The organism is Rhodococcus sp. 320_ES, assembly GCF_059691855.1.
Genome location: NZ_JCAWAG010000004.1, coordinates 633802 through 656478 on the forward strand (window position 1 = coordinate 633802; position 22677 = coordinate 656478).

19 protein-coding genes are annotated in these 22677 nt (G+C 66.1%); 13 read left to right on the forward strand and 6 right to left on the reverse strand.

Features of this window, described 5'->3' with window-relative positions; translation table 11 throughout:
• The first annotated feature begins 42 nt into the window (after nt 1–42).
• The 3 genes from AC59JP_RS17440 to AC59JP_RS17450 are packed head-to-tail and all read left to right on the forward strand — an operon-like array spanning nt 43 to nt 4674.
• The gene (locus tag AC59JP_RS17440; RefSeq protein WP_497327049.1) at nt 43–1392 is read left to right on the forward strand and encodes a GlnX family signal transduction membrane protein; all 1350 of its coding nucleotides are present in this window, start codon (nt 43–45) and stop codon (nt 1390–1392) included.
• 23 nt (nt 1393–1415) lie between these two features.
• Nucleotides 1416–2369: a glutamate ABC transporter substrate-binding protein gene (locus tag AC59JP_RS17445; RefSeq protein ID WP_497327106.1), complete on the forward strand. Its 954-nt coding sequence runs from the start codon at nt 1416–1418 to the stop codon at nt 2367–2369.
• Between the two features lie 4 nt (nt 2370–2373).
• Entirely contained in the window at nt 2374–4674 is a 2301-nt protein-coding gene (locus AC59JP_RS17450) for a serine/threonine-protein kinase (protein ID WP_497327050.1), read from the forward strand.
• 15 nt (nt 4675–4689) lie between these two features.
• Here AC59JP_RS17450 and AC59JP_RS17455 read toward each other — a convergent pair whose 3' ends face one another.
• From AC59JP_RS17455 to AC59JP_RS17465, 3 genes are read right to left on the reverse strand one after another with little or no spacing between them, the layout of a single operon-like run.
• The gene (locus tag AC59JP_RS17455; protein WP_497327051.1) at nt 4690–5880 is read right to left on the reverse strand and encodes an acetate kinase; all 1191 of its coding nucleotides are present in this window, start codon (nt 5878–5880) and stop codon (nt 4690–4692) included.
• An 8-nt stretch (nt 5881–5888) separates the two neighbouring features.
• Nucleotides 5889–7985, reverse strand: a complete 2097-nt coding sequence (pta, locus tag AC59JP_RS17460) for a phosphate acetyltransferase (protein WP_497327052.1) — start codon at nt 7983–7985, stop codon at nt 5889–5891.
• Between the two features lie 41 nt (nt 7986–8026).
• Nucleotides 8027–8575: a cysteine hydrolase family protein gene (locus tag AC59JP_RS17465; RefSeq protein WP_497327053.1), complete on the reverse strand. Its 549-nt coding sequence runs from the start codon at nt 8573–8575 to the stop codon at nt 8027–8029.
• A 79-nt stretch (nt 8576–8654) separates the two neighbouring features.
• Between AC59JP_RS17465 and AC59JP_RS17470 the strand changes: the two genes are divergently transcribed.
• The 4 genes from AC59JP_RS17470 (at nt 8655) to AC59JP_RS17485 (ending at nt 11321) form a co-directional block, all read left to right on the forward strand.
• Nucleotides 8655–10127 carry a DHA2 family efflux MFS transporter permease subunit gene (locus AC59JP_RS17470; RefSeq protein WP_497327054.1) on the forward strand — a complete coding sequence of 491 codons (1473 nt, stop codon included), beginning with the start codon at nt 8655–8657 and terminating at the stop codon, nt 10125–10127.
• The gene (locus tag AC59JP_RS17475; RefSeq protein ID WP_497327055.1) at nt 10120–10539 is read left to right on the forward strand and encodes a MarR family winged helix-turn-helix transcriptional regulator; all 420 of its coding nucleotides are present in this window, start codon (nt 10120–10122) and stop codon (nt 10537–10539) included. Before AC59JP_RS17470 ends, AC59JP_RS17475 begins: the two co-directional genes overlap by 8 nt.
• Complete coding sequence (locus tag AC59JP_RS17480) at nt 10536–11048, forward strand: nitroreductase/quinone reductase family protein (RefSeq protein WP_497327056.1); 513 nt, start codon at nt 10536–10538, stop codon at nt 11046–11048. Before AC59JP_RS17475 ends, AC59JP_RS17480 begins: the two co-directional genes overlap by 4 nt.
• A gap of 102 nt (nt 11049–11150) precedes the next feature.
• Nucleotides 11151–11321, forward strand: a complete 171-nt coding sequence (locus AC59JP_RS17485; protein ID WP_497327057.1) for a CsbD family protein — start codon at nt 11151–11153, stop codon at nt 11319–11321.
• Here AC59JP_RS17485 and AC59JP_RS17490 read toward each other — a convergent pair.
• Together AC59JP_RS17490 and fgd are read right to left on the reverse strand one after the other, a co-directional pair.
• Entirely contained in the window at nt 11314–12276 is a 963-nt protein-coding gene (locus AC59JP_RS17490; RefSeq protein ID WP_497327058.1) for an oxygenase MpaB family protein, read from the reverse strand. The genes AC59JP_RS17485 and AC59JP_RS17490 overlap by 8 nt on opposite strands.
• An 11-nt stretch (nt 12277–12287) precedes the next feature.
• Complete coding sequence (fgd, locus tag AC59JP_RS17495) at nt 12288–13301, reverse strand: glucose-6-phosphate dehydrogenase (coenzyme-F420) (protein ID WP_497327060.1); 1014 nt, start codon at nt 13299–13301, stop codon at nt 12288–12290.
• Between the two features lie 81 nt (nt 13302–13382).
• Here fgd and AC59JP_RS17500 point away from each other — a divergent pair, with 81 nt between their 5' ends.
• Nucleotides 13383–14864 (forward strand): SulP family inorganic anion transporter, encoded by a 1482-nt coding sequence (locus AC59JP_RS17500; protein WP_497327061.1) that lies wholly within the window; start codon nt 13383–13385, stop codon nt 14862–14864.
• Nucleotides 14857–15207 carry a MerR family transcriptional regulator gene (locus tag AC59JP_RS17505; protein ID WP_497327062.1) on the forward strand — a complete coding sequence of 117 codons (351 nt, stop codon included), beginning with the start codon at nt 14857–14859 and terminating at the stop codon, nt 15205–15207. The genes AC59JP_RS17500 and AC59JP_RS17505 overlap by 8 nt, the downstream gene beginning before the upstream one ends.
• Here the strand turns inward: AC59JP_RS17505 and AC59JP_RS17510 are convergent.
• Nucleotides 15162–16016: a PaaX family transcriptional regulator gene (locus AC59JP_RS17510; protein WP_497327063.1), complete on the reverse strand. Its 855-nt coding sequence runs from the start codon at nt 16014–16016 to the stop codon at nt 15162–15164. The two genes, AC59JP_RS17505 and AC59JP_RS17510, sit on opposite strands and share 46 nt — an antisense overlap.
• A gap of 111 nt (nt 16017–16127) precedes the next feature.
• Between AC59JP_RS17510 and AC59JP_RS17515 the strand changes: the two genes are divergently transcribed.
• Genes AC59JP_RS17515 through AC59JP_RS17530 form a run of 4 tightly spaced genes read left to right on the forward strand, consistent with a single transcriptional unit; the run spans nt 16128 to nt 22670 of the window.
• Nucleotides 16128–17462 (forward strand): MFS transporter, encoded by a 1335-nt coding sequence (locus tag AC59JP_RS17515; RefSeq protein WP_497327064.1) that lies wholly within the window; start codon nt 16128–16130, stop codon nt 17460–17462.
• Nucleotides 17459–18982, forward strand: a complete 1524-nt coding sequence (locus AC59JP_RS17520) for an acyl-CoA synthetase (protein ID WP_497327065.1) — start codon at nt 17459–17461, stop codon at nt 18980–18982. Before AC59JP_RS17515 ends, AC59JP_RS17520 begins: the two co-directional genes overlap by 4 nt.
• Nucleotides 18982–21741 (forward strand): acetoacetate--CoA ligase, encoded by a 2760-nt coding sequence (locus AC59JP_RS17525; RefSeq protein ID WP_497327066.1) that lies wholly within the window; start codon nt 18982–18984, stop codon nt 21739–21741. Before AC59JP_RS17520 ends, AC59JP_RS17525 begins: the two co-directional genes overlap by 1 nt.
• On the forward strand, nt 21738–22670 hold the full coding sequence (locus AC59JP_RS17530) for a 3-hydroxyacyl-CoA dehydrogenase NAD-binding domain-containing protein (protein ID WP_497327067.1): 933 nt from the start codon (nt 21738–21740) through the stop codon (nt 22668–22670). The genes AC59JP_RS17525 and AC59JP_RS17530 overlap by 4 nt, the downstream gene beginning before the upstream one ends.
• The last annotated feature ends 7 nt before the right edge of the window (nt 22671–22677 follow it).

A 22677-nucleotide genomic window follows, 5' to 3' on the forward strand; every position in this document is an offset into this window, starting at 1 on the left:
AGGAGCATTCGCCAAGCGGTACGAGCAGGTCCTCTTGGCTTTATGCTCGAGAACCGGGCGCAGCAGCAGAAGGGACGCGAGGTGTACGTGCAGACGAGTGGGCTCGCGCTTCCGCGAGCAGCGTCCACTCGTTCCGAACGGTCGGAGATTCTGCATTCGACGCCGATCAAGCTGATCGCCGTCGGAGTTCTCGTGGCCGCGACGCTCATCACCACCGCCGTCGTCACCACCTTCGCCGTGGCCGATCGGCAGAACACCCTCGCCACCGTCCTGTCCCGCACCGAGCCCCTGTCCGACGCCGCGCAGAATTTGTACGGGCAGTTGTCCGTCGCCGACGCCGCTGCCGCGACCGCCTTCCTCTCCGGCGGGCTCGAACCGGCCGCGGTGCGAGACCGCTACTCCGACGCCGTCACCTCGGCGGCGGGTGAGGTGGTGCGCGCGTCGACGGGGCTCGACGCCGGGGATTCAGCGTCGCAGTCGACCCTCGCGAAGATCTCGTCCAGCCTGCCGATCTACGCCGGGATCATCGAGACCGCCCGCACCAACAACCGCGTCGGCAACCCAGTGGGCGCCGCCTACCTCGCCGAGGCGTCGACCCTGATGCAGACGTCGATTCTTCCGTGGGCCGAGGACCTTCACAGCACCAAGTCCGACGACGTCCGTGCGGCGCAGGAGCAGTTCGATCGGCCGCCCTGGCTGTCCCTCGTCCTGGTGGTGCTGTCGATCGTCGTTCTCGTTGCGGCGCAACGCTTCGTCTCGCGGCGGACGCACCGCACCCTCAACCCGGGACTCGCTCTGGGAAGCGTCGCGATGGTGGTGCTGTTCGTCTGGATGCTCGTCGTCGGACTCATCTCGTCGAGCTCGACCAACCGGGCCCTCGTCCGCGGCGCCGAACCCGTCGATCGACTCACCAGCGGCCGAATCCTGGCTCAGCAGGCCAGAACCGACGAAACCATCGGCATGGCGCGGCGCGGCGGGGTCAACGATTACGAGCAGTCGTACACCGCGGCCATTCAGAGTCTGAACGGAGTGTTGTTCAGCCTGCAGCAGGACAAGTCGCTGGACAACACCCGAATCGACGCATCGCTGAGCTTGGTCGACCAGTGGACGAAATCGCACGAGCGCATGAATGCCTCACTGGCGGTCGGTGATTTCGCCACCGCGGTCGCCATCGCCACCGGAACGAACGACGGCAACTCGGCCGACATCTTCGCCGCACTCGACGACGAGTTGGTCCAGGAGATCGACGTGTCGCGAGAAGAGCTGCGCAGCAACATCGCTCGCGCCGCCTCCGTGCTCGACGGGTTGACCGTGGGCATTTCGGTCCTCGCGGGAGGCTCCCTCATCGCTGTCGCGGGCGGCCTCGGTGTGCGGCTGAGGGAGTACCTGTGAGACGGCGACTCGCACTGCTCGCGATGGCCGCGGCTCTGGCCCTGGCCGGATGCGCCGAGGTCACACCGGTTCCCGCGAGTCCCGAGTCGACGACGCCGCCCGCACCGTTGCCCGACGGAACCTCGATCGTCACCGACGTCGTCGCGCCCGAACCACACCCTGTGGACTGTGGGAATCCGGTGGCGAGTCTGCGTCCGCGCGTGACCGTGCCCGCGGGCGCACCGCCTCCCGCGACGCCGAACGTCGACGCGATCCGCTCGCGCGGGCGTCTGATCGTCGGGCTCGACACCGGCAGCAACCTGTTCAGCTTCCGCGATCCCCTCACCGGCGACGTGGAAGGTTTCGACGTCGACATCGCCCACGAGGTGGCCCGCGATCTGTTCGGCGACCCCAACCGGATCGAGTTCCGCATCCTGTCCTCGTTGGCCCGCACCAGCGCCCTCGTGAACGCCGACGTCGACGTCGTGGTCAAGACCATGTCCATCAATTGCGAACGGCGCCAGCAGGTTGCGTTCTCCACCGTCTACTACCAGGCCGATCAGCGCATTCTCGCGGTGAAGGGGTCGGGCATCAACAGTGCGGGCGACCTCGGCGGCAAACGGGTCTGCGTCGCGAGCGGCACCACTTCCCAGTCCCGCATCCAGGTTCTGCAACCGCCGGCGCAGATCATTTCCGTTCCCAGCTGGGCGGACTGCCTGGTGGTTCTGCAGCAGCGCGAAGTCGACGCGGTCAGCACCGACGACTCCATCCTCGCCGGCCTCGCCGCGCAGGATCCGTACCTCGAGATCGTCGGCGGCAGCCTCGGCGCCGAACCGTACGGAATCGGAATGACCAAGGGCCACGACGATCTGGTCCGGTTCGTGAACGGAACGTTGGAACGCATCCGGTCCGACGGCACTTGGAACACCATCTACAACCGCTGGCTGTCCGTCCTCGGAACCTCCCCCGGTCCCCCCTACCCCACGTACAGCGACTGACGCCGTGGACGAGACCGGAGACGATCAGGCGACGCGGGCCGCCGAGCGCCCCGTTCCTGACGACGCTCGAAACGATGGGGCCACCGTTGCGTCACTACGCGCTGCACCACCGGATTTCGACGACGAACTGGAAGGCACCCGAGCGGTCGTTCGCGAGGTTCCGTCACGGCCGTCACGACGGTCGCGCTCGGCCCGCAATCGCACGACGGGCATGCGTCGTCGACTCGGCGGCGGTCTCGTCGCCATCCCGCGGATCGAGGTCGTCGACCCGTCGACCGCCGTCATGGCCGACCCTCGAGTCCCCGAGAGCAAGCGGTTCTGCTGGAAGTGCAACGCACCGGTCGGTCGCAGTATCGACGGCCGCCCCGCGCGTCCCGCCGGTGAGTGCGCCAAGTGCGGAACGCATTTCGACTTCTCGCCGCTGCTCGAGCCCGGTGAGATGGTGGCCGGGCAGTACGAGGTCCAAGGCTGCATCGCGCACGGTGGCCTCGGGTGGATCTACCTCGCCATCGACCGCAACGTCTCCGACCGCTGGGTTGTTCTCAAGGGACTCTTGCACTTCGGGAACGCCGAAGCGCACGCCGTCGCGGTGTCCGAACGACAGTTCCTCGCCGAGGTCACCCACCCCGGAATCGTCAAGATCTACAACTTCGTCGAGCATCCTCGCGACGACGGGTCGCAGACCGGGTACATCGTCATGGAGTACGTCGGTGGCCGCACTCTGCGACAGATCATGACCGCCAGTGGGACTCAGACCAAGATGCCGGTCGAGGAGGCGATCGCGTACCTGATCGAGGTCATGCCGGCACTGTCCTACCTGCACTCGATCGGCCTGGCGTACAACGATCTCAAGCCCGAGAACGTCATGGTCAGCGAGGACCAGATCAAGTTGATCGACCTCGGCGCGGTCACCGCCATCGAGGACTACGGGTATCTGTACGGCACCGCCGGCTACCAGGCGCCGGAAATCGTGCGGACCGGTCCGACGGTGTCGTCCGACATCTACACCGTGGGACGCACTCTGGCGGTGCTCACCCTGGACATGAAGTCCGAGAACGGACGCTACCTCGACGGTCTGCCCGAGGACGCTCCCCTGCTCGAGGAATACCAGTACTACAAGCGGCTTCTCCTGCGCGCGACCAACTCCGATCCGAACGCACGGTTCGTCTCCGCCGAGCAGGCGTCCAGTCAGCTGAGCGGTGTGCTGCGCGGCATTCTCGCGCAGAAGACCGGCGAGCCCCACCATGCACTGTCGGCGGTGTTCAGCCCGCAGCGCACCACGTTCGGAACGGACGAGAAGGTGGCCACCACCGACGTCTACGTCGACGGCATCCACCGCACCGAGCGTCTCGACCCGCGAGACGTCGTGGCGGCGTTGCCCATTCCGCTGATCGACACCTCCGACCCCAGCGCGCCCGTGATCGCCGCAGCCATGCACAGCGTCCCGGAACAGACCCTGGAATCGTTGCGGTTGGCCCGCGAGAACGGCATGGACCGGATGGTCGGAAGCAGTTCCGTCGAGTCGGTGCTCACCGAGGCGCGGGCGTATCTCGATCTGTCCGAAGGCGAAGCGGCACAAGCGGTTCTCGATCGTCTGTCCGATGTCGACGGCAACTGGCGCGTCGACTGGCATCGCGGGTTGACGTGCCTTCTGCGCGGCCGATACGAGGAGGCGTGGGACCGGTTCGACTACGTTCTGTCCGCGATGCCCGGTGAGATCGCCCCGAAGCTGGCGCTCGGTGCCACCGCGGAACTCGTTGCGCAGGAGATGGAGTCGGCCAACGACGAGAAGTCCGCCTGGCAGGGCCGCGCCGAGGAAATGTACGAGGCCGTGTGGCGAACCGACCGCACCGTCGTGAGCGCCGGCTTCGGTCTGGCGCGCCGCCTCTGTGAGGGTGGTGCGCTGTTCGACGCGATCGTCACCCTGGACCAGGTGCAGGCGACGTCCCGTCACTACTCGATGGCCCGGATGACGAGTGTCCTGTCGTTGCTCTCCGGCGACGCGGCGGACGTCGACGAGGCGGCGCTGTACGAGGCAGCCAGGCGGGTGGAAACGCTTCCACCGCAGGAGAGTCGGGCGCTTCAGCTGCGCACCCGAGTTCTGGGGACGGCGCTCGAATGGATGGAAGCCGGTCACACGCCCGAGGAGGATCGCACCCTGCTCGGTACACCTTTCACCCGCGACGGTCTGCGCCGCGGCGTCGAGGCGGCGTTGCGTTCGCTGGCCCGCACGGCGAAAACACGACGGCACCGGTACGCGTTGGTGGACCTCGCGAACGCGGTCAGGCCGCGGTCGTTCTTTTGACCCACCAACTCGGTTCTAGCCCACCAGCTGAGCCGCAGCCCTCGCAATGGCCAGCTCCTCGTTCGTCGGCACAACGAGCACCGTGACAGCAGCGCCGTCCGGTGAGATAACCCGAGCATCCCTGCTGCGCACCGCATTACGCTCGGGATCGACCGTGATGCCGTAGTTGTCGAGGTCCGCCAATGCGTCCGCCCGCACGTTGGCGTCGTTCTCGCCCACTCCGGCGGTGAAGGTGATGACGTCGACGCGCCCCAACCCGATCATGTAGGCGCCGATGTACTTGCGAAGACGGTGGATGTAGACCGCGTAGGCCAGACTCGCAGCCTCGTCGCCCGCCTCGATCTTGGTGCGCAACTCGCGGAAGTCGTTGACACCGCTCAGTCCCTTGATGCCGGAGCGCCGGTTGAGCAGCTCGTCGATCTCGTCGACGCTCATGCCCGCGCTGCGGCGCAGATGCAGGATCACACCGGGGTCGATGTCTCCGCTGCGCGTTCCCATCACGAGGCCCTCCAGCGGAGTGAGCCCCATCGACGTGTCGATCGCCACGCCGCCGCGGATCGCCGACGCGGACGCGCCGTTGCCCAGGTGCAGCACGATCTGGTTCAGCGACTTCGGATCTCGACCCAGGAACTCCGCCACCCTGCCGGACACGAATTCGTGTGAGGTTCCGTGAAAGCCGTAACGGCGCACGCCGTTCGCTCGGGCGACGTCGGAATCGACGGCGTAGGTCGCCGCAGCGGCCGGCAGGGAATGGAAGAACGCGGTGTCGAACACCGCCACCTGTGGAATGTCGGGGAGCTCGCGCCGCGCCACCTCGATACCCTGGAGGTTGGGCGGGTTGTGCAGTGGAGCAAGCGAACTGAGCTCGTCGATCTTGCGGCACACGTCGTCGTCGATGACGGTCGGCGCGGAGAACACCTCGCCGCCGTGGACGACGCGGTGACCCACCGCGGTCACACCGGAATCGGCACCGACGAGATCGATGCCGCGTTCCTTCATCATCTCGAACGCGGACCGCAGACCCTCACCGTGGTCGGCAATGGGGGCGACGTTCTCGGTGGTGTCCCCGTCGTAGGTGAGTGCGACGCGGCCGGACGATTCGCCGATCCGCTCTACCAGCCCACTCGCGATACTGCGCCCATCGACCGGGTCCACCAGTTGGAACTTCACCGACGAGGAGCCGGAGTTGACGACCAGAACCGACATGGCAACTCCTACTTCGATTGCGCTTGAATAGCGGTGATGGCAACGGTATTGACGATGTCCTGCACCAGCGCGCCACGCGAGAGATCGTTGACCGGTTTGCGCAGACCCTGAAGTACAGGCCCGACGGCCACCGCACCGGCGCTGCGCTGAACGGCTTTGTAGGTGTTGTTGCCGGTGTTGAGGTCCGGGAAGATGAACACCGTCGCTCGGCCTGCGACATCGGAGTCGGGGAGCTTCGACTCCGCGACCGTCGGGTCGATGGCGGCGTCGTACTGGATGGGACCTTCGACCAGTAGATCTGACCGGCGCTCACGCACGAGAGACGTTGCGGTGCGGACCTTGTCGACGTCGGCACCACTGCCCGAATCGCCGGTCGAGTACGACAGCATGGCCACCCGGGCGTCGATGCCGAACTGCTCTGCCGTCTGCGCGGACGAGATCGCGATGTCCGCCAACTGTTCCGACGTCGGGTCGGGCACCACGGCGCAGTCCCCGTACGCCAGCACCCGGTCGGCGAGGCACATGAGGAAGATCGACGACACCGTGGACACACCGTCCTCGGTCTTGATGATCTCGAACGACGGCCGGATGGTGTGCGCCGTGGTGTGTGCCGCACCGGACACCATGCCGTCGGCAAGTCCCTTGTGCACCATCATCGTTCCGAAGTACGAGATGTCCGTCATCACTTCGCGAGCGCGGTCCATCGTCATGCCCTTGTGCTTACGCAACTCCGTGTAGTCGGCCGCGAACTCCTCGGCGTGATCGGACGACGACGGGTCGAGAATGGTCGCGTCGTCGAGGTCGACGCCCAACTCCGATGCCCGGCGGCGGATCGACCCTTCTGATCCGAGAATGGTGAGGTCGGTGACCTGGCGCTGCAGTAACCGTCCGGCCGCGCGGAGAATGCGATCGTCCGACCCCTCGGGCAGCACGATGTGTTTGCGATCGGCGCGGGCTCGGGCAAGGAGCTGGTACTCGAACATCTGCGGCGTGACGACGGACGGCATCGTGATGTCGAGCCGCTTGACGAGAGTCTTTCCGTCGACGCGCTGCTCCATCAGAGACATCGCCGTGTCGACCTTGCGCTGCGACCCCACCGCCACTCGGCCGCGCGTTCGTGCTGCGGCACTGGCGGTTTCGTAGGTTCCGAGCCCCGTCGTGAGGATGGGCAGCCGCGGCTCGAGGCCCGTGATCAGCTTGGCCATCATCGGGTGCGGTTCGAGCCCGCCGTTCATGATGATGCCGGCGAGAGAGGGAAATCCATCGGCCTCGTGCGCGTTGACCAGAGCGAGCAGCACATCCGACCGGTCCGCGGGCGCGATCACCGCGACGCCGTCCGTCAGGCGCTCGAGAATGTGCTCGGCCGTCATTCCTCCGACCATGACGTGCAGCGCTTCTCGTTGCAGCAGTTCGGGATCACCGCTGTAGAGCTTGCCGTCCATGGACTCGAGCAATTCCGCCATCGTCGGGGCGACGAGGAGCGGCACCTCGGGCAGGCTCCACGCGGGAACGTCGACCACCTTCAGAGCGTCGATGACGTCGTCGAGCTGGTCGGGATCGCAACGGTTGGCGATCACGGCCACCAAATGCGCTCGGTGCGAGGCCAATTCGGATGCACACAACTCGGCGAGGTGAGCGATCTCGTTCGGGGTGCGTTCCGAGCCACGCAGCGCCAACAGCACCGGAGCACCCAGATTCACTGCAATGCGCGCGTTGAACCCGAGCTCGCTCGGGCTGCCCACGTCGGTGTAGTCGCTGCCGACGATGACGACGGAATCGCACTGGTCCGCGACCTCGTGGTAGCGGCGCACGATTTCGGCGAGGGCTGCGTCCTGGTCGGCGTGCACCTGCTCATAGGTGACGCCCAGCGACTGCTCGTAGGTCAGGTCCGCGGTCGTGTGGTCGATCATGAGCTCGAGGATGTAGTCGGGCTCGGACGTCGACCGCGCGATGGGCCGGAAGACCCCGACTCGCGCCGTGGTTGCGCAGAGCATCTGCAGGAGTCCGAGCGCAATGGTCGACTTTCCGGTGTCCCCCTCGGGCGAGGCGATGTAGACGCTCGACAGGGTGTGCGTCTCGGGCGTTTCGGCGGGCGCGGCGACCATACGCATCAGCCTAGAGGGCCGCCGCCATCGGTCGCGGCCGGTCAGGATTGTGCGAGCAGCTCCTCGGACGACGTCACGGTCGCGATCATGCTGCCCAGTGCCCCCATCACAGCAGAGTGCACCTGCGCGCCGGGGACGGTCGTGCCGTCGAACTCGAGGTCCGGCGCCGCGCACGCGTCGTGAACCACGGTGACCGGATAGCCGAGATCGTCCGCCGCTCGCACGGTGGCGTCGACGCACATGCTGCTCATCATGCCGACCACGATCAGATCGTCGACTCCCAGCGACTGCAGAGTTTCGTGCAGACCGGTGTCTCGGAACGAGTTGGGATACGCCTTCTGCACCACCGTTTCGCCGTCGGCAGGCGCCACCGCGTCGTTGATCTCGACGCCGGTCGTTCCGGGCCGCATGAAGGTGGCGTCGGGGGCGTCCCACACGTGCTGCATGTGCACGATCGGTGCGCCCGAGGCGCGGTGTCCGCTCAGGACCTTCGCTGCAGCTGCGGCCGCGGCATCGGGTTCGACCAGCGGAAATGCGCCGCCCGGGAAGTAGTCGTTCTGGATGTCGATGACGAGCAGTCCGGTAGTCATCGTCCGAGCGTGCGCCATACCGCTGCCTGTTCGTCGGCTTTTGCCGTGATCCCGACCACAAGGCTGGGCAACCACGATCATGAGGCGTAGTAATAGTTGTGTGCTTACAACTGTCCCGACGGCCGAACCGGATCAGCGTCGCAAGACGATCATTCTGGCCACCTGCTGCCTGAGCCTGCTGATCGTGTCGATGGACTCCACCATCGTCAACGTCGCGCTCCCGTCGATCCGCTCCGAGCTGGGCGCATCGGTGTCGCAGCTGCAGTGGACCATCGACGTGTACACACTGGTCCTCGCCAGCCTGCTCCTGCTGTCCGGCAGCACTGCGGACCGATTCGGGCGGCGGCGTCTCTTCCAGATCGGGCTCGTCAGCTTCGCCGTCGGATCACTGCTCTGCAGCCTGGCCCCCAGCGCGGGCGTTCTCATCGGCGCGCGCGCACTGCAAGCCGTGGGCGGGTCGATGCTCAACCCTGTCGCCATGTCGATCATCACCCAGGTCTTCACGGGCAAGGCCGAGCGCGCTCGCGCAATCGGCATGTGGGGCGCCGTCGTCGGCATCTCGATGGCTCTCGGCCCGATTCTCGGCGGTCTGCTGATCGACGTCTCCGGGTGGCGCAGCGTCTTCTGGATCAACATCCCGGTGTGTATTGCCGCCGTCGTCCTGTCCGCGATCTTCGTGCCGGAGTCCCGGTCGGCCGTCGTGCGACGGTTCGATCCGATCGGCCAGGTGCTCGGCGTCGTCATGTTGGCCTCGCTCGTGTACGGCCTGATCGAAGGGCCGGCCCACGGATGGACGTCGCCGATCACCGTCACCGTCTTCGCCGTCGCCGCCGCCTCGTTCCTCGGCTTCGTCGCGTACGAGAACCGCCGCGACGACCCCTTCATCGACCTTCGATTCTTCCGCAGCGTGCCGTTCTCGTCGGCGACGATCGTGGCCGTCTGCGCCTTCGCGGCCTGGGGCGCTTTCCTCTTCCTGATGTCGCTGTACCTGCAGGAAGTGCGCGGACTCAGCGCGATCGGCACCGGCGCGTCCTTCCTGCCGCTCGCCGCCGCGACAATGATCTGCTCCCCGCTCTCCGGTCGCCTGGTCGCGAAGTACGGTGCGCGGCCGTCGATGGTCGCCGCCGGAACGCTGCTGTTCCTCGGCGGACTGTCGCTCACCACCTTGACCGCCACCACTCCCATCCCGCTGCTGATGGTCATGTTCGCCGTGTTCGGTTCCGGTTTCGGCCTCGTCAACGCGCCGATCACCAATGCTGCCGTCGGAGGCATGCCGCGCGACCGCGCCGGAGCCGCGTCGGCGGTCGCGTCGACCAGCCGTCAGATCGGCGTCAGCATCGGAGTCGCGTTGTGCGGCAGCCTCACCGGGGCCGGTGCGGCTGCGGGACTCGACGCGAGCTTCGCCGCCTCCACGCACACCGTCTGGTGGGGCGTCGCCGGGATCGGACTGGTCGTCCTCGCGCTCGGATTCCTCGTCGCCGGCCCGTGGGCTCGCCGCACCGCCGACAACGTCGCGACCACCTTTGCGGCGCCGGAGCTCGCCCGTGGATGATCCGATCGAATCCGCTTGGCGCGTACTGGTTTCCCTCGTCTTCGAGGGTCGCGACTCGTGGCGTCGACGGGTGGCCGAGGAAGTCGACATGCCCTTCAGCCGGGTCCGCGTCCTCAGGCGTCTGCGCGAAGGGCCCCAGACCGTCGGCGACCTGGCCACGGCCGCAGCGATGGACGCTCCCGCTGCCACGGTGTGCGTCAACCATCTGGAGAACTTGGGGTACGTCGTGCGTACCGTCGATCCGGAGAACCGTCGACGCAAGCAGGTGACGATCACCGACGCCGGCATCGAGGTCCTGGACCGGGCGGCGGCGGTCGACGATCCGGTTCCCGACGCATTGCGCGAGCTCCGCGACGAGGACGCCGCCGAACTTCATCGCATCCTCAGCTCCGTCGCTAACATCGAGCGATGACGTCGTCGCCCTTTCCCGACACCCGATGGGGCAGCGAGAACTCTCGTCTGCGCGGCCCCGGAAACGCATTCGCGACGACGACGGTGGGGTCCTGGGTCATCCGGCACCTCTCCGGGGCCGACGCCTGGTTGCTCCGACGCACAAAGGGCAAGTACACCGTGCTGGGCCCGATGGGAATGCCGCTCCTGCTGCTCAACACGACCGGCGCCAAGTCCGGCAAGCCTCGGACGTCGCCGCTGATCTACCTTCGACGCGGCGATCGCCTGTTCGTCGTGGGCAGCAACTTCGGACAGGCGACGCATCCCGGTTGGACGGCGAATCTGCTCGCCAACCCGTCCGCGACGGTGACCATGGGCGGCCGGGACATCCCGGTCACCGCGACACGCTTGCACGGCGCCGAGGCCGACGAGGTGTACCGCGCCATGTCGGAGGTCTCGGACGTCTATCCCGTCTACAAGACGCGGACGGACCGGGACATTCGGGTGTTCGCACTGTCCGCTGACCGGTAGCCGCACGGCCTGTGTCCCGGATCACAGAACAAGGACGTGCGCTTCTGCGCGCTCCTCTCGACTCACTTACGTAAGCAAAAAGAGAGTCCAGAAGGAGACATCATGAGCTTCGTCGACAAGGCCAAGAACGCTGCCGAAGATGCCATCGGCAAGGCCAAAGAGGTTGTCGGAGACATCACCGACAACAAGGACCTCGAGGCCGAAGGCAAGAAGGATCAGGGCTCTGCCGGCGTGAAGAAGGTCGGCGAGAACATCAAGGACACCTTCAAGTAGGTCGACCAGAGACGGAAACCGGCGCACTCGGGGGTGTGCCGGTTTCCTTTGTCTGGAGGTGGTTCACCGGGCATGCCTGCGGGAAGGCCGGAGGCCGGTCGGAATTCTGCGGGAAGGTGCCAAGTTTTTCGAGTTGGTAGCCGTCGGGATAGAACCGGAAATTAGGCAGCTCGCGGGCGAACACCGGCGTCGTACGGACCGGCAGCCACCTCACCAATCGGCCCCGCAGCTTCAGGGCTCCCCGAGACAGAAACCGCATCACCGGCGACGGATGCTCGTACCGGAATGCGTCGAGCAGTGGGTCGTCCATCAGCGCCAGCGAAAACTTCCGAACAAGTTTCGCGGGCGCTTTGTCGTTCGGCGGGAACGTGCACAGCAGAGCCAACGTCGAATCGGCAACGACCCGTGCGCCCGCGTCGTACGCGAAATTTTCCTCTTCGTACGTGTCCATCAACCGAGCGAAGTCGTCGAATGTCGACGGAATGTCCTTTATCCCCATGCGCGCACCGATCGCGCGGTAGTAGTTGGTCGATGCGGTGATCTCGTTCGTGGTCAGCGCGCGCCAACCGTACTGATCGATCCACCGCGCGGGCGTCACCACGAACGTCGACAGAACATAGAGCATGTCGCTGTTCGGAATGTCGTACGAGCCGTGCATGTGGTTCATCCGACGGATGGCAGTACGGCCTTCGTCGCTCGTCAGTCCGTGTTCGAGGATGGCGTCGAGAATCAGCCCGGTGTCGTCGTACCTCTTCTGCACGCGCTCCGTGAATTCGCCCGTGGAGAAGAGCAGCGCGCCGATCGACGGCACCGCATAGGTCCTGAACAGCGCGAAGCTCAGCGCCTGGGTGATGTCCCAGGGAAACTCCTGCGTCGCCAGGATCCTGCTGATCTCCTCGAAGTCCGTCTCCGGATCGAGCGAATCCGTCTTGTCACGCAACGCATACCGGTGCATGTGAGCGGAGATTACGCCAGCTTGCGCAGTCTCGGCTCCAGATCGGACTTGAAGAGGTCGAGAAAGCGGCGCTGATCGTGGCCTGGCGCGTGGAACACCAGGTGGTTCAGACCCGCGTCGACGTACGGCTTGACCTTCTCGACGGCTTCGTCCGGATCCGACGCCACGATCCATCGCTTCGCCACCTGCTCGATCGGCAGTTCGTCGGCGGCCTTCTCCATCTCGATCGGATCGTCGATGGAGTGCTTCTGCTCCGGCGTGAGCGACAACGGCGCCCAGAACCGCGTGTTCTCCAGCGCCGCATCGGGATCGGTGTCGTAGGAAATCTTGATTTCGATCATGTGGTCGATGTCGCCGGCCGGGCGATCGACCTTTTCCGCACCCTCGGCCACCGCGGGGATCAGCTTGTCGTTGTAGAGCGCCATGCCCTTGCCGGAGGTGCAGATGAAGCCGTCACCGGCGCGACCCGCGTACCGCGCGACGACGGGTCCGCCCGCTGCGATGTAGACGGGGACGCCGCCGTCGGGAACGTCGTAGATGGAGGCACCCTTGGTCTTGTAGTACTCGCCGTCGAAGTCGACGCGATCGCCCAACCAGAGCTCGCGCATCAGCTTCACCGATTCACGCAGGCGGGCGAATCGTTCCTTGAAGTCCGGCCATTCGCCTTCGAATCCGGTGGCGATCTCGTTCAGCGCCTCTCCGGTGCCGACTCCGAGGAAGATGCGGTTCGGGTACAGGCACGCCATGGTCGCGAATGCCTGCGCGACGACGGCGGGGTTGTACCGAAATGTCGGCGTCATGACCGAGGTTCCGAGCTGCAGCGTGTTGGTCCGCTCGCCGACGGCGGTCATCCATGCCAGTGAGAAGGGCGCGTGCCCACCTTCGTGTCGCCAGGGTTGGAAGTGGTCGCTGACCGTGGCCGAATCCATGCCCGCGGCCTCGGCGAGCACGCCGAGTTCCACCAGTTCCCGAGGGCCGAATTGCTCGGCCGATGCCTTGTATCCCAACTTCAGTGGCTGTCCCATACCTCGATCATCCACCCACCGTGTGTGATGCCGGTCGCGGGATACCGACTCTCCTCTCACCCGAGAGTAGGGTCAGGTCGCATGCCTACCGATGTGACGTCCAGCCTCGCCGCTCTCCGATCGCCCAGACGCCTGCGAACCGAGGTCCTCGCCGGGTTGGTCGTCGCCCTCGCACTCATCCCCGAGGCCATCTCGTTCTCGATCATCGCGGGCGTCGATCCGCGCGTCGGCCTCTTCGCGTCGTTCACCATGGCGGTCACCATCGCTCTCGTCGGTGGCCGCACCGCCATGATCTCCGCCGCGACGGGCGCTGTCGCGCTGGTCATCGCACCGCTGGTCCGCGAGTACGGCGTCGACTACCTGATCCCGACGGTCATCCTCGCCGGCGGTTTTCAGATCGCACTGAGCCTGCTGGGGGCGGCCAAGCTGATGCGATTCGTCCCCCGCAGCGTGATGGTGGGCTTCGTCAACGCGCTCGCCATCCTCATCTTCCTGGCCCAGCTCACACACCTGATCGACGTGCCGTGGCTCGTGTATCCGATGGTGGCGATCGGCATCGCGATCATGGTCTTCCTGCCGCGCCTACAGACCGTGGTGCCGGCTCCGCTGATCGCCATCGCCGCGTTGACCGCGACGACGATCGTGTTCGCACTCGACGTTCCGAACGTCGGCGACGAAGGCGAGTTGCCGTCGTCCCTGCCGTCGTTCCTGATTCCGAACGTGCCGTTCGATCTACACACGTTGGCGATCATCGCGCCGTACGCCATCACCATGGCGATCGTCGGGTTGCTCGAGTCGCTCATGACCGCGAAGTTCGTCGACGACATCACCGACACCCATTCGGACAAGACCCGCGAGGGCTGGGGCCAGGGAGTCGCGAACATCGTCACCGGATTCACCGGCGGCATGGGCGGTTGCGCGATGATCGGCCAGACGATGATCAACGTGAAGGTCTCCGGTGCGCGCACCCGAATCTCGACCTTCCTGGCCGGTGTGTTCCTGCTGATTCTGGTGGTCGTGCTCGGCGACCTGGTGGCGCTCATCCCGATGGCGGCTCTCGTCGCGGTGATGATCATGGTGTCGGTGGGCACGATGGACTGGCACAGCATCAACCCGAAAACGTTGCGCCGCATGCCGAAGAGCGAAACCGCCGTCATGCTGGCCACCGTGGCGGTGACCGTCGCGACGGACAACCTCGCGTACGGCGTGGGTGTCGGTGTGGTGGTCGCGATGATCCTCTTCGCCCGACGGGTCGCCCATCTCACCGAGGTGGTCGACGTCGACCATCCCGACGAGAACACGCGTGTGTATGCGGTGCGCGGCGCACTGTTCTTCGCGTCGAGCAACGACCTGATCTACCAGTTCGACTACGTGGGCGATCCGCAGAACGTCGTGATCGACCTGTCCGAGTCGCACATCTGGGACGCGTCGACGGTCGCCACTCTCGACGCCATCACCGAAAAGTACGCAGCGAAAGGCAAATCCGTGACGATCGTCGGGTTGAACGAGGCCAGCGCGCAGCGGCAGGAACGGCTCAGCGGAAAGCTCGGCGCCGGTGAGTGACCACCTGCAGATCGGCGAGGTCGCGAAGCGAACCGAACTGTCCATCAACACCATTCGTCATTACGACGAGGCCGGCCTGGTCACACCGTCGGCGCGTAGCGCGGGAGGCTTCCGCCTCTACACCGAGTCCGACATCGACCGCCTCCTCGTGATCCGCCGGATGAAGCCACTCGGGTTCACGCTGGAGGAAATGGGAGAGTTGCTGGCGGCCATCGACGATCCGTCGGCCACCGATCGGGTGGCGGCCTTCCACGAGCGTGCGCTCGCGAGCTGCGAGAAATTGCGCACCCAGCTCGCCTACGCCGAAGAGCTGACCGCGTTGCTCGAGTCCAGGACTCGTTGAAGGACAACGGAATCGAGACCGCCCGCCTCGATTCCGATCGACGCGCGATCGAGCGTCGCGTCCAACCGGCGGAACAACCTCTCTGCCTCCTCGGCGGGCCACCCGTCGGGCAGCAACGACGCCGGGAGAAGCGGATCGGCCCGGCCGAGGGACAGCCACTGCGCCTGCAGTCGCACTCGGGTGGCGAAGGCATCCGATTCCGTCAGGCCCGTGGCCGTCGTCGTCGACCATCTGGACACGAAAGCTGCGTAGCGACGGGCGATCTCGTCGAGATCGAAAGCAGCCGACACGAGTGACCTGTCGGTGGTCGGCGGAATCGTCCGCCCGATCATCACGGTGATATCGACGCCGTCGAACTCGGAGCCCAGGATCGCGGCGACGTCGTGCCGCCCCGGCGCGACCCACAGTCCCGACGGAGTGTTGCCGAATCCGGCCCACCCGAGGCGTGAGCGAGCTCGGTGCCGCAGGTGTCGCGAATCCTCGGGGACCGACATCACGATGGTGGTCCACTGCCCGTCCCACGACGGGTGGCCTGCCCCGCGCCACACCTTGCGCGATCCGTCGTCGAGGATGCGCGAGCCGTGCGGGGTCAGCGAGTAATAGGTCTTGCGACCGATCTTGTGCCGGTCGATCATTCCGCGGTCCGTCATACGCGCGAGCAGCGATCGCGTCGCGGGCTGCCCGACGCCCATCCATCCGAAGATGTCCACGATCGACGCACCGCTGATCGCTATCGGTTTCCACAGCAAATGCATTCCGAGGAAGGCCAGCAGCAGTGACTGCGGCGTGGAGACCTCCTCTTTTTCCATGACTCCACCCTAGACGCGGACCAATACAACTCAGATCGTTGACGTGACGTTTCAGAAGTGCATACTATTGCCCACATCATTCGTGAGCTACATCACTTCAGCGAGGTCTCCGTGAGCCAGAATCAGCCGGTCGTGGCCAAAGATCCGAGGATGGTGCGGCGAGCAGCGGCATCGAGTTTCGTGGGCAGCGTCATCGAGTACTACGACTTCTTCGTCTACGCCACCTGCGCCGCCGTGGTGTTCAAGGACGTCTTCTTCTCCAACATGACGCCGCTCCTGGGCACCCTCGCGAGCCTGTCGACCTTCGCCGCCGGGTATCTCGCCAGGCCGTTCGGCGGCGTGGTCTTCGGACACTTCGGCGACCGCCTGGGCCGCAAGAAGATGCTCGTCCTGACCATGATGATCATGGGTATCGCCAGCACGCTGGTGGGCGTCCTGCCGAGCTACGAAAGCGCCGGATACATCGCGCCCGTGCTGCTGGTCCTGTTGCGCGTGGTGCAGGGCGTCGCGCTCGGCGGCGAATGGGGCGGGGCCGTTCTGATGACCGCGGAGCACGCCGACTCGCGCCGCGGCTTCTGGGCGAGCTTCACCAACGCCGGCGCACCGACGGGCACCCTCACCTCCACCCTGGTCATCACGGCCACCATCGCCGCCGTCGGCAACGACGCGTTCGTCGACTGGGGCTGGCGCATCCCGTTCCTGCTGAGCCTGCTGCTTCTCGTCGTCGGTTTGATCATTCGCGCCAAGGTCGAGGAGTCCCCGGAGTTCGTCGTCGCCGAGGATCGTGTCGCGAAGAAGGACATCCCGCTGATGCGCGTGCTGAAGACCCAGCCGCGCACACTTCTCTACTCCATCGGAGTCGGGCTGGGCGCGTTCGTCTTTCAGGGCGCCCTGACCACCTACTGCATCGCCTACGGGGTTCAGGTCGGAGTGCCGCGCCAGAACATCCTGAACGCCCTCACCATCTCCTCGTTCTTCTCGGTGTTCGGCATCATCGGCTGGTCCGCGTTCTCCGACAGGATCGGCCGCATGCCGATGGTGATCGCCGGGTCCGTCGGAATCGCGGCATGGGGCTTCGCACTGTTCCCGCTGATCGACACGAAGAGCTTCCCGCTGATCGTCTTGGCACTCGTGATCGGGCAGGCAGTCATCCACCCGATGGTCTACGGTCCGCTCGCCGGCCTCTACACCGAGCTGTTCGACACCGAATACCGCTACACCGGAGCATCTCTCGGATACCAGATCGCCGGCATCGGTGCGGGAATCTCACCCGTCCTGTTCGCGGCCATCTACAACGCCAACGGCGGAACCAGCACTCTGCTTCTGTCCATCGTCATCGCCGCAGTCGCCGCGCTCTCCATCCTCTGCATCGTCAAACTCGGCGAGACCAAGGACCGCGCCCTCTCGAAGGTCACCACCACCGACGCTGCCCCGGTGCCCCGGTGACCCACCGTCCCGGGCTGGCGACGCTGTCCGAGCGTCGCGCCCGAATGAGCGGGGACGCAACGGCTCTGATCTACCTCGGGACCGAACTGACGTATCGCGAGGTGCACCGCCGCGTCCTCGTCCGAGCCGCCGAGCTGGTGGCGTCGGGCGTCCGACGAGGTGACCGGGTCGCCTACCTCGGCCCGAACCATCCCGCTCTGATCGAGACCATGCTCGCGACGGTACGGCTGGGGGCGGTGTTCCTGCCTCTGAACCATCGCCTCGCGGCGCCCGAACTCGACTACCAGCTCGCTGATGCCGGCGTGACCGTCCTGATCGCCGACCCCGCGCTGTCGGAGACGGTGCGCGCCTTGGCTTCCGACACCCCCGTGCGCTTCGTCGAGTGGTCGCCGGAAGACGTGATCGCTCCATCCGAGTCGATACCCGCCGCCGACGTGGGCGGTGACGATCCCGCCTTCGTGCTCTACACCTCGGGCACGACCGGTAAACCCAAGGGCGCGATCCTTACTCACGAGAACCTGCTGTGGAACAGCTACAACATGCTGCTCGACGTCGACGTGTCCTCCGACGAGGTCGCTCTGGTGTCGGCGCCGATGTTCCACGTGGCCGCGCTCGATCAAGTAGTCGTGACCGTCTACCTCAAGGGCGGCACCAGCGTGATCGCCCCCAAGTGGGACGTGGACGACACGTACGATCTCATTGCGCGCCACTCCATCACGTGGATGTTCGGCGTCACCTCGATGTACGCACAGCTGGCGCAGTCGCCGCGCTGGGCGGATGCCGACCTCACGTCGTTTCGCAGCGTGATGTCCGGCGGCGCACCCATTCCGGTGCGGTTGATCGACATCTATCGCGAGAAGGGTGTGACGTTCTGCCAGGGATACGGCCTGACCGAAACGGCCCCCGGTGCAACGTTTCTCAGCCCGCGCGACGTCGAACGCAAGGCCGGATCCGCAGGGCAGCAAGTGATGTTCGACGAGGTGCGCATCATCGGCATGTCGGGCGGCGACGCACCCACCGGTGAGCCGGGCGAGGTGATCGTCCGAGGACCCAACGTCACCCCCGGGTACTGGGGCAACGACGACGCGACGCGGGCCGCCTTCTCCGACGGGGGCTGGTTCCACACCGGCGACATCGCATACCAGGACGCGGAGGGGTTCGTGTTCGTCGTCGACCGCCTCAAGGACATGTACATCTCCGGCGGCGAGAACGTGTACCCGGCCGAGGTGGAGAACGTTCTGTTCCAGCACCCCGACGTCACCGAGTGCGCCGTCGTCGGTGCGGCCGACGATCGGTGGGGCGAGGTCGGCCACGCGTACGTGGTCGGCGGCCCCGAACTCGACGCAGAGACGCTGCGCGCGTTCGCAACCGAGCGGATGGCAAAGTACAAGGTGCCCGCGATCTTCTCCTTCGTCGACGCTCTGCCCCGCACCGGTTCCGGAAAGATTCGCAAACAAGACCTGCGCACCGGCGGCGCCCTAGGGGCGCACTCCGACGCGACGACCAGTAAGGCGCACTGATGGCCGACTCACTTCTCTTCGAACGCCGCGGCGCGGTCGGCATTCTCACTCTCAACCGTCCGCGCAAGCGCAACGCCTTGAACGACGAGACCATTCTCGCGCTGGGCGACTTCTTTCGATCACCGCCCAAGGGCGTCGCCGCAGTTGTCCTGACCGCCACCGGTGACCACTTCTGCGCCGGCCTCGACCTCTCGGAGCTCGCCGAACGCGACGCCGTGGAGGGACTGCACCACTCCCGCATGTGGCACAAGGCCCTCGGCGAGATGGCCGGCGGCACGGTTCCCGTCGTCGCCGCTCTGCGCGGCGCTGTAGTGGGCGGCGGTCTCGAACTAGCTGCCGCAGCGCACGTTCGGGTGGCCGAGCCCAGTACGTTCTTCGCGCTTCCCGAGGGCCAGCGTGGTCTGTTCGTGGGCGGCGGCGCGTCCGTGCGTGTTCCGCGACTCATCGGCGTGGCGCGCATGCAGGACATGATGCTGACGGGTCGAGTGCTGTCCGCCGAGGAAGGCGAACGCCTCGGGCTGGCCACCTATCTCGTCGACGACGGCCTCGGCCACGCCCTGGAATTGGCAACGAAGATTGCCGCGAACTCCCCCGTCACGAACTATGCCGTGCTGCAGGCGCTTCCGCGGATCGCCGAGGCGGGTCCGGACGAGGGCCTGATGATGGAATCGATGATGGCGGCGATCGCGCAGTCGAGCTCCGAAGCCAAGGAACGCATGACTGCCTTCCTGGACGGTAGCGGCCCGAAGGTCAAGGACATGTCCAAGGGCGTATCTGAAGGCGTGGAGGTTCTGCGCCCGGTTCCCGACGACGCGCGCAAGACCTCCCGCGTCGGGGCCTACATGGATTGGCTGGAGACCGTGAGAGGCCACTCGTTCGACGACTGGAACGCCTTGCAGCGCTGGTCGTCCACCGATATCGAGGACTTCTGGGAGTCGATCTGGGACTACTTCGGCGTCGTCACGCACGCCCCGTACGAGACTGTGCTCGCCGAGCGAATCATGCCGGGCGCGAATTGGTTTCCCGGCGCGCGCATCAACTACGCCGAACACTCCCTCGGCACCGACGCAGACCTCGACACCGTGGCCGTCAAAGCCCGATCGCAGACCCGCGCGGACATCGACCTGACCTTCGCGGACCTGCGCGACGAGGTGCGGCGAGTACGCGCCGGACTGGTCGACCTGGGCGTCGAGCGTGGGGATCGGGTGGCCGGGTACCTGCCCAACATCCCCGAGACGCTGGTGGCGTTCCTCGCCACCGTCAGCCTCGGAGCGATCTGGGCCGCATGTGCGCCCGAGTTCGGCGCGCCCAGCGTCGTCGACCGCTTCGACCAGATCGATCCGAAGGTGCTGTTCGCCGTCGGTGGCTACACCTACGGCGCCAAGTCCGTCGACAAGCGCGACGAGGTTGCGCAGATCCGCGCGGCCCTGCCCGGTGTGTCCACGGTGGTATCTATTCCCTACGGCGACAACGAGGTAGCCGACACGGTGCCGTGGGAGAGTCTCGGGGCAAGCGAATCCGGCAGCCGCGGTTCTCTTCCCGACTTCGAGCCGGTGCCCTTCGACCACCCGCTCGTCGTCCTGTTCTCCTCGGGTACCACGGGTAAGCCCAAGCCGATCGTGCACGGGCACGGCGGCATCCTGCTGGAGACGCTGAAAAACCATGCGCTGCAGTTCGATCTGGGTCCGGGCGACACGTTCTCCTGGTTCAGCACCACCGCGTGGATGATGTGGAACGCACTGGTCGGTGGGCTCGTCGTGCGCTCGGCGATCGTGATGATGGACGGCAACCCGATGTACCCGGACATCGGGTATCAGTTTCGGATCGCCGCGGACACCGAGGCGACCGTCATGGGCATGAGCCCCGGCGTGGTGATGGCTTGCCGCCGAGAGGGATTCGAACCCACGACGCAATTCGACCTGTCGGCCGTCCGTCAGTTCGGCGCTGCCGGCAGCCCACTGCCCGTCGAGGGGTATCGGTGGGTCTGCGATCGCTTCGGACCGGGTGTGCTGTTGAACGTCGGCAGCGGCGGAACGGACGTGTGCACCGGCATCGTGCAGGCCTCGCCGCTGACACCGGTCTACGCGGGCGAGATGTCGGGTCCCAGTCTGGGTTTCGCTGCGACCGCGTTCGACGATGACGGCAACGAAGTGGTGGGAGAGCTCGGCGAACTCGTGATCACCGAGCCGGTCCCGTCCATGCCCGTGAAGTTCTGGGGCGACGACGACGGGTCTCGCTACCGTAGCTCCTATTTCGAGAAGTATCCGGGAGTCTGGTGCCACGGTGACTGGATTCGGTTCGGTGTGGGAAGGCCGGAGGCCGGCCGGAATCGATCCGGCGCCGGTGGTGTGGTGATCACCGGGCGATCCGATGCGACTCTGAACCGCGGTGGCGTCCGCCTGGGCACATCGGAGTTCTATCGCGTGGTCGAGGAGATCGACGGCGTCACCGATTCGCTCGTAGTGCACATCGAGGACGATCAGGGCGGAATGGGCACGTTGATCCTGTTCGTCGTCACCGACGGCGAGCTGACCGACGAACTGCGCACGACGATCGCGACAGCTCTGCGAACCTCGTTGTCGCCGCGCCACGTTCCCGACGAGATCCGGTCGATTCCCGTCGTTCCCTACAACCGCACGGGCAAGAAGCTCGAGATCCCGGCCAAGCGAATCCTGCTCGGCGCCGACCCGTCGACCGTCGTCGCCGCCGGTTCGCTGGCGCAGCCCGATTCGCTCGATGCGTTCGCGGGCTCGCGATGAGCACCGTCGCCGTCGTCGGAACGGGTGTCATCGGAGCGGCCTGGGCCAGCTGTTTTCTTGCGGCCGGCCACGACGTGGTTGCCACCGACCCCGCCGACGGTGCGTCCGACCGGCTGAGCCGGACGGTGCAGAGCCAGATCGACATCGCCACGGAGCTGTCGGGTCGATCCACGTCGGATCGGGGCTCGCTTCGATTCGTCGACTCGCTGGCCGATGCGGTACGGGACGCCGATTTCGTGCAGGAGAGCGGACCGGAACGCCTCGACCACAAGGTGGACCTGCTCGCCCGGACAGACGACTGCGCGCGGCCCGGCGTGATCGTCGCGTCGTCGACGTCCGGCTTCGCGCCGTCGCTTCTGCAGGGGTCGTGCCGGGTGGACCCGGGGCGAGTGATGGTCGGGCACCCGTTCAACCCTGCGCACATCATTCCTCTGGTGGAAGTGGTTCCGGGACAGGCGACTACCGCCGCGCAGGCCGACGCCGCCCTCGACTTCTACCGCGGAATCGGGAAGAAGCCGGTGCTGGTGCGGGCCGAGATACCCGGGCACGTGACGAACCGGCTTCAGGCCGCTCTGTGGCGGGAGGCCTACTCGCTCGTCGACCGCGGGGTTGCCACGGTGGCCGACATCGATACCGCCATCTCTCACGGCCCCGGACTGCGGTGGGCCGTGGTCGGTCCGCTGACGACGCAACATCTTTCGGGCGGTGAGGGCGGCATGCGTCATCTGCTCGAGCACCTCGGACCGCCCACTCAGAAGTGGATGGACGACCTCGGTGAACCGCAGCTGACACCCGAACTTGCCGACAAGCTGGTCGCCGGAATGGACGACGAAATGACGGGTATCGACCAGGCCGGTCTCGTCGCCGACCGCGATCGACTGCTCGTCGACATCATGCGACTCAAGCGCTCGAGCCAGAACCTTCCCTAGGAGCCTC

Bases quoted from the DNA above. Each gene is read 5' to 3' on its own strand.
- fgd (WP_497327060.1), bottom strand. From the start codon at position 13,301: ATGGGACAGCCACTGAAGTTGGGATACAAGGCATCGGCCGAGCAATTC.
- AC59JP_RS17480 (WP_497327056.1), top strand. From the start codon at position 10,536: ATGACGTCGTCGCCCTTTCCCGACACCCGATGGGGCAGCGAGAACTCT.
- AC59JP_RS17485 (WP_497327057.1), top strand. From the start codon at position 11,151: ATGAGCTTCGTCGACAAGGCCAAGAACGCTGCCGAAGATGCCATCGGC.
- AC59JP_RS17470 (WP_497327054.1), top strand. From the start codon at position 8,655: ATGAGGCGTAGTAATAGTTGTGTGCTTACAACTGTCCCGACGGCCGAA.
- AC59JP_RS17440 (WP_497327049.1), top strand. From the start codon at position 43: ATGCTCGAGAACCGGGCGCAGCAGCAGAAGGGACGCGAGGTGTACGTG.
- AC59JP_RS17490 (WP_497327058.1), bottom strand. From the start codon at position 12,276: ATGCACCGGTATGCGTTGCGTGACAAGACGGATTCGCTCGATCCGGAG.
- AC59JP_RS17465 (WP_497327053.1), bottom strand. From the start codon at position 8,575: ATGACTACCGGACTGCTCGTCATCGACATCCAGAACGACTACTTCCCG.
- pta (WP_497327052.1), bottom strand. From the start codon at position 7,985: ATGGTCGCCGCGCCCGCCGAAACGCCCGAGACGCACACCCTGTCGAGC.
- AC59JP_RS17500 (WP_497327061.1), top strand. From the start codon at position 13,383: ATGCCTACCGATGTGACGTCCAGCCTCGCCGCTCTCCGATCGCCCAGA.
- AC59JP_RS17455 (WP_497327051.1), bottom strand. From the start codon at position 5,880: ATGTCGGTTCTGGTCGTCAACTCCGGCTCCTCGTCGGTGAAGTTCCAA.
- AC59JP_RS17510 (WP_497327063.1), bottom strand. From the start codon at position 16,016: ATGGAAAAAGAGGAGGTCTCCACGCCGCAGTCACTGCTGCTGGCCTTC.
- AC59JP_RS17530 (WP_497327067.1), top strand. From the start codon at position 21,738: ATGAGCACCGTCGCCGTCGTCGGAACGGGTGTCATCGGAGCGGCCTGG.
- AC59JP_RS17445 (WP_497327106.1), top strand. From the start codon at position 1,416: ATGGCCGCGGCTCTGGCCCTGGCCGGATGCGCCGAGGTCACACCGGTT.
- AC59JP_RS17525 (WP_497327066.1), top strand. From the start codon at position 18,982: ATGGCCGACTCACTTCTCTTCGAACGCCGCGGCGCGGTCGGCATTCTC.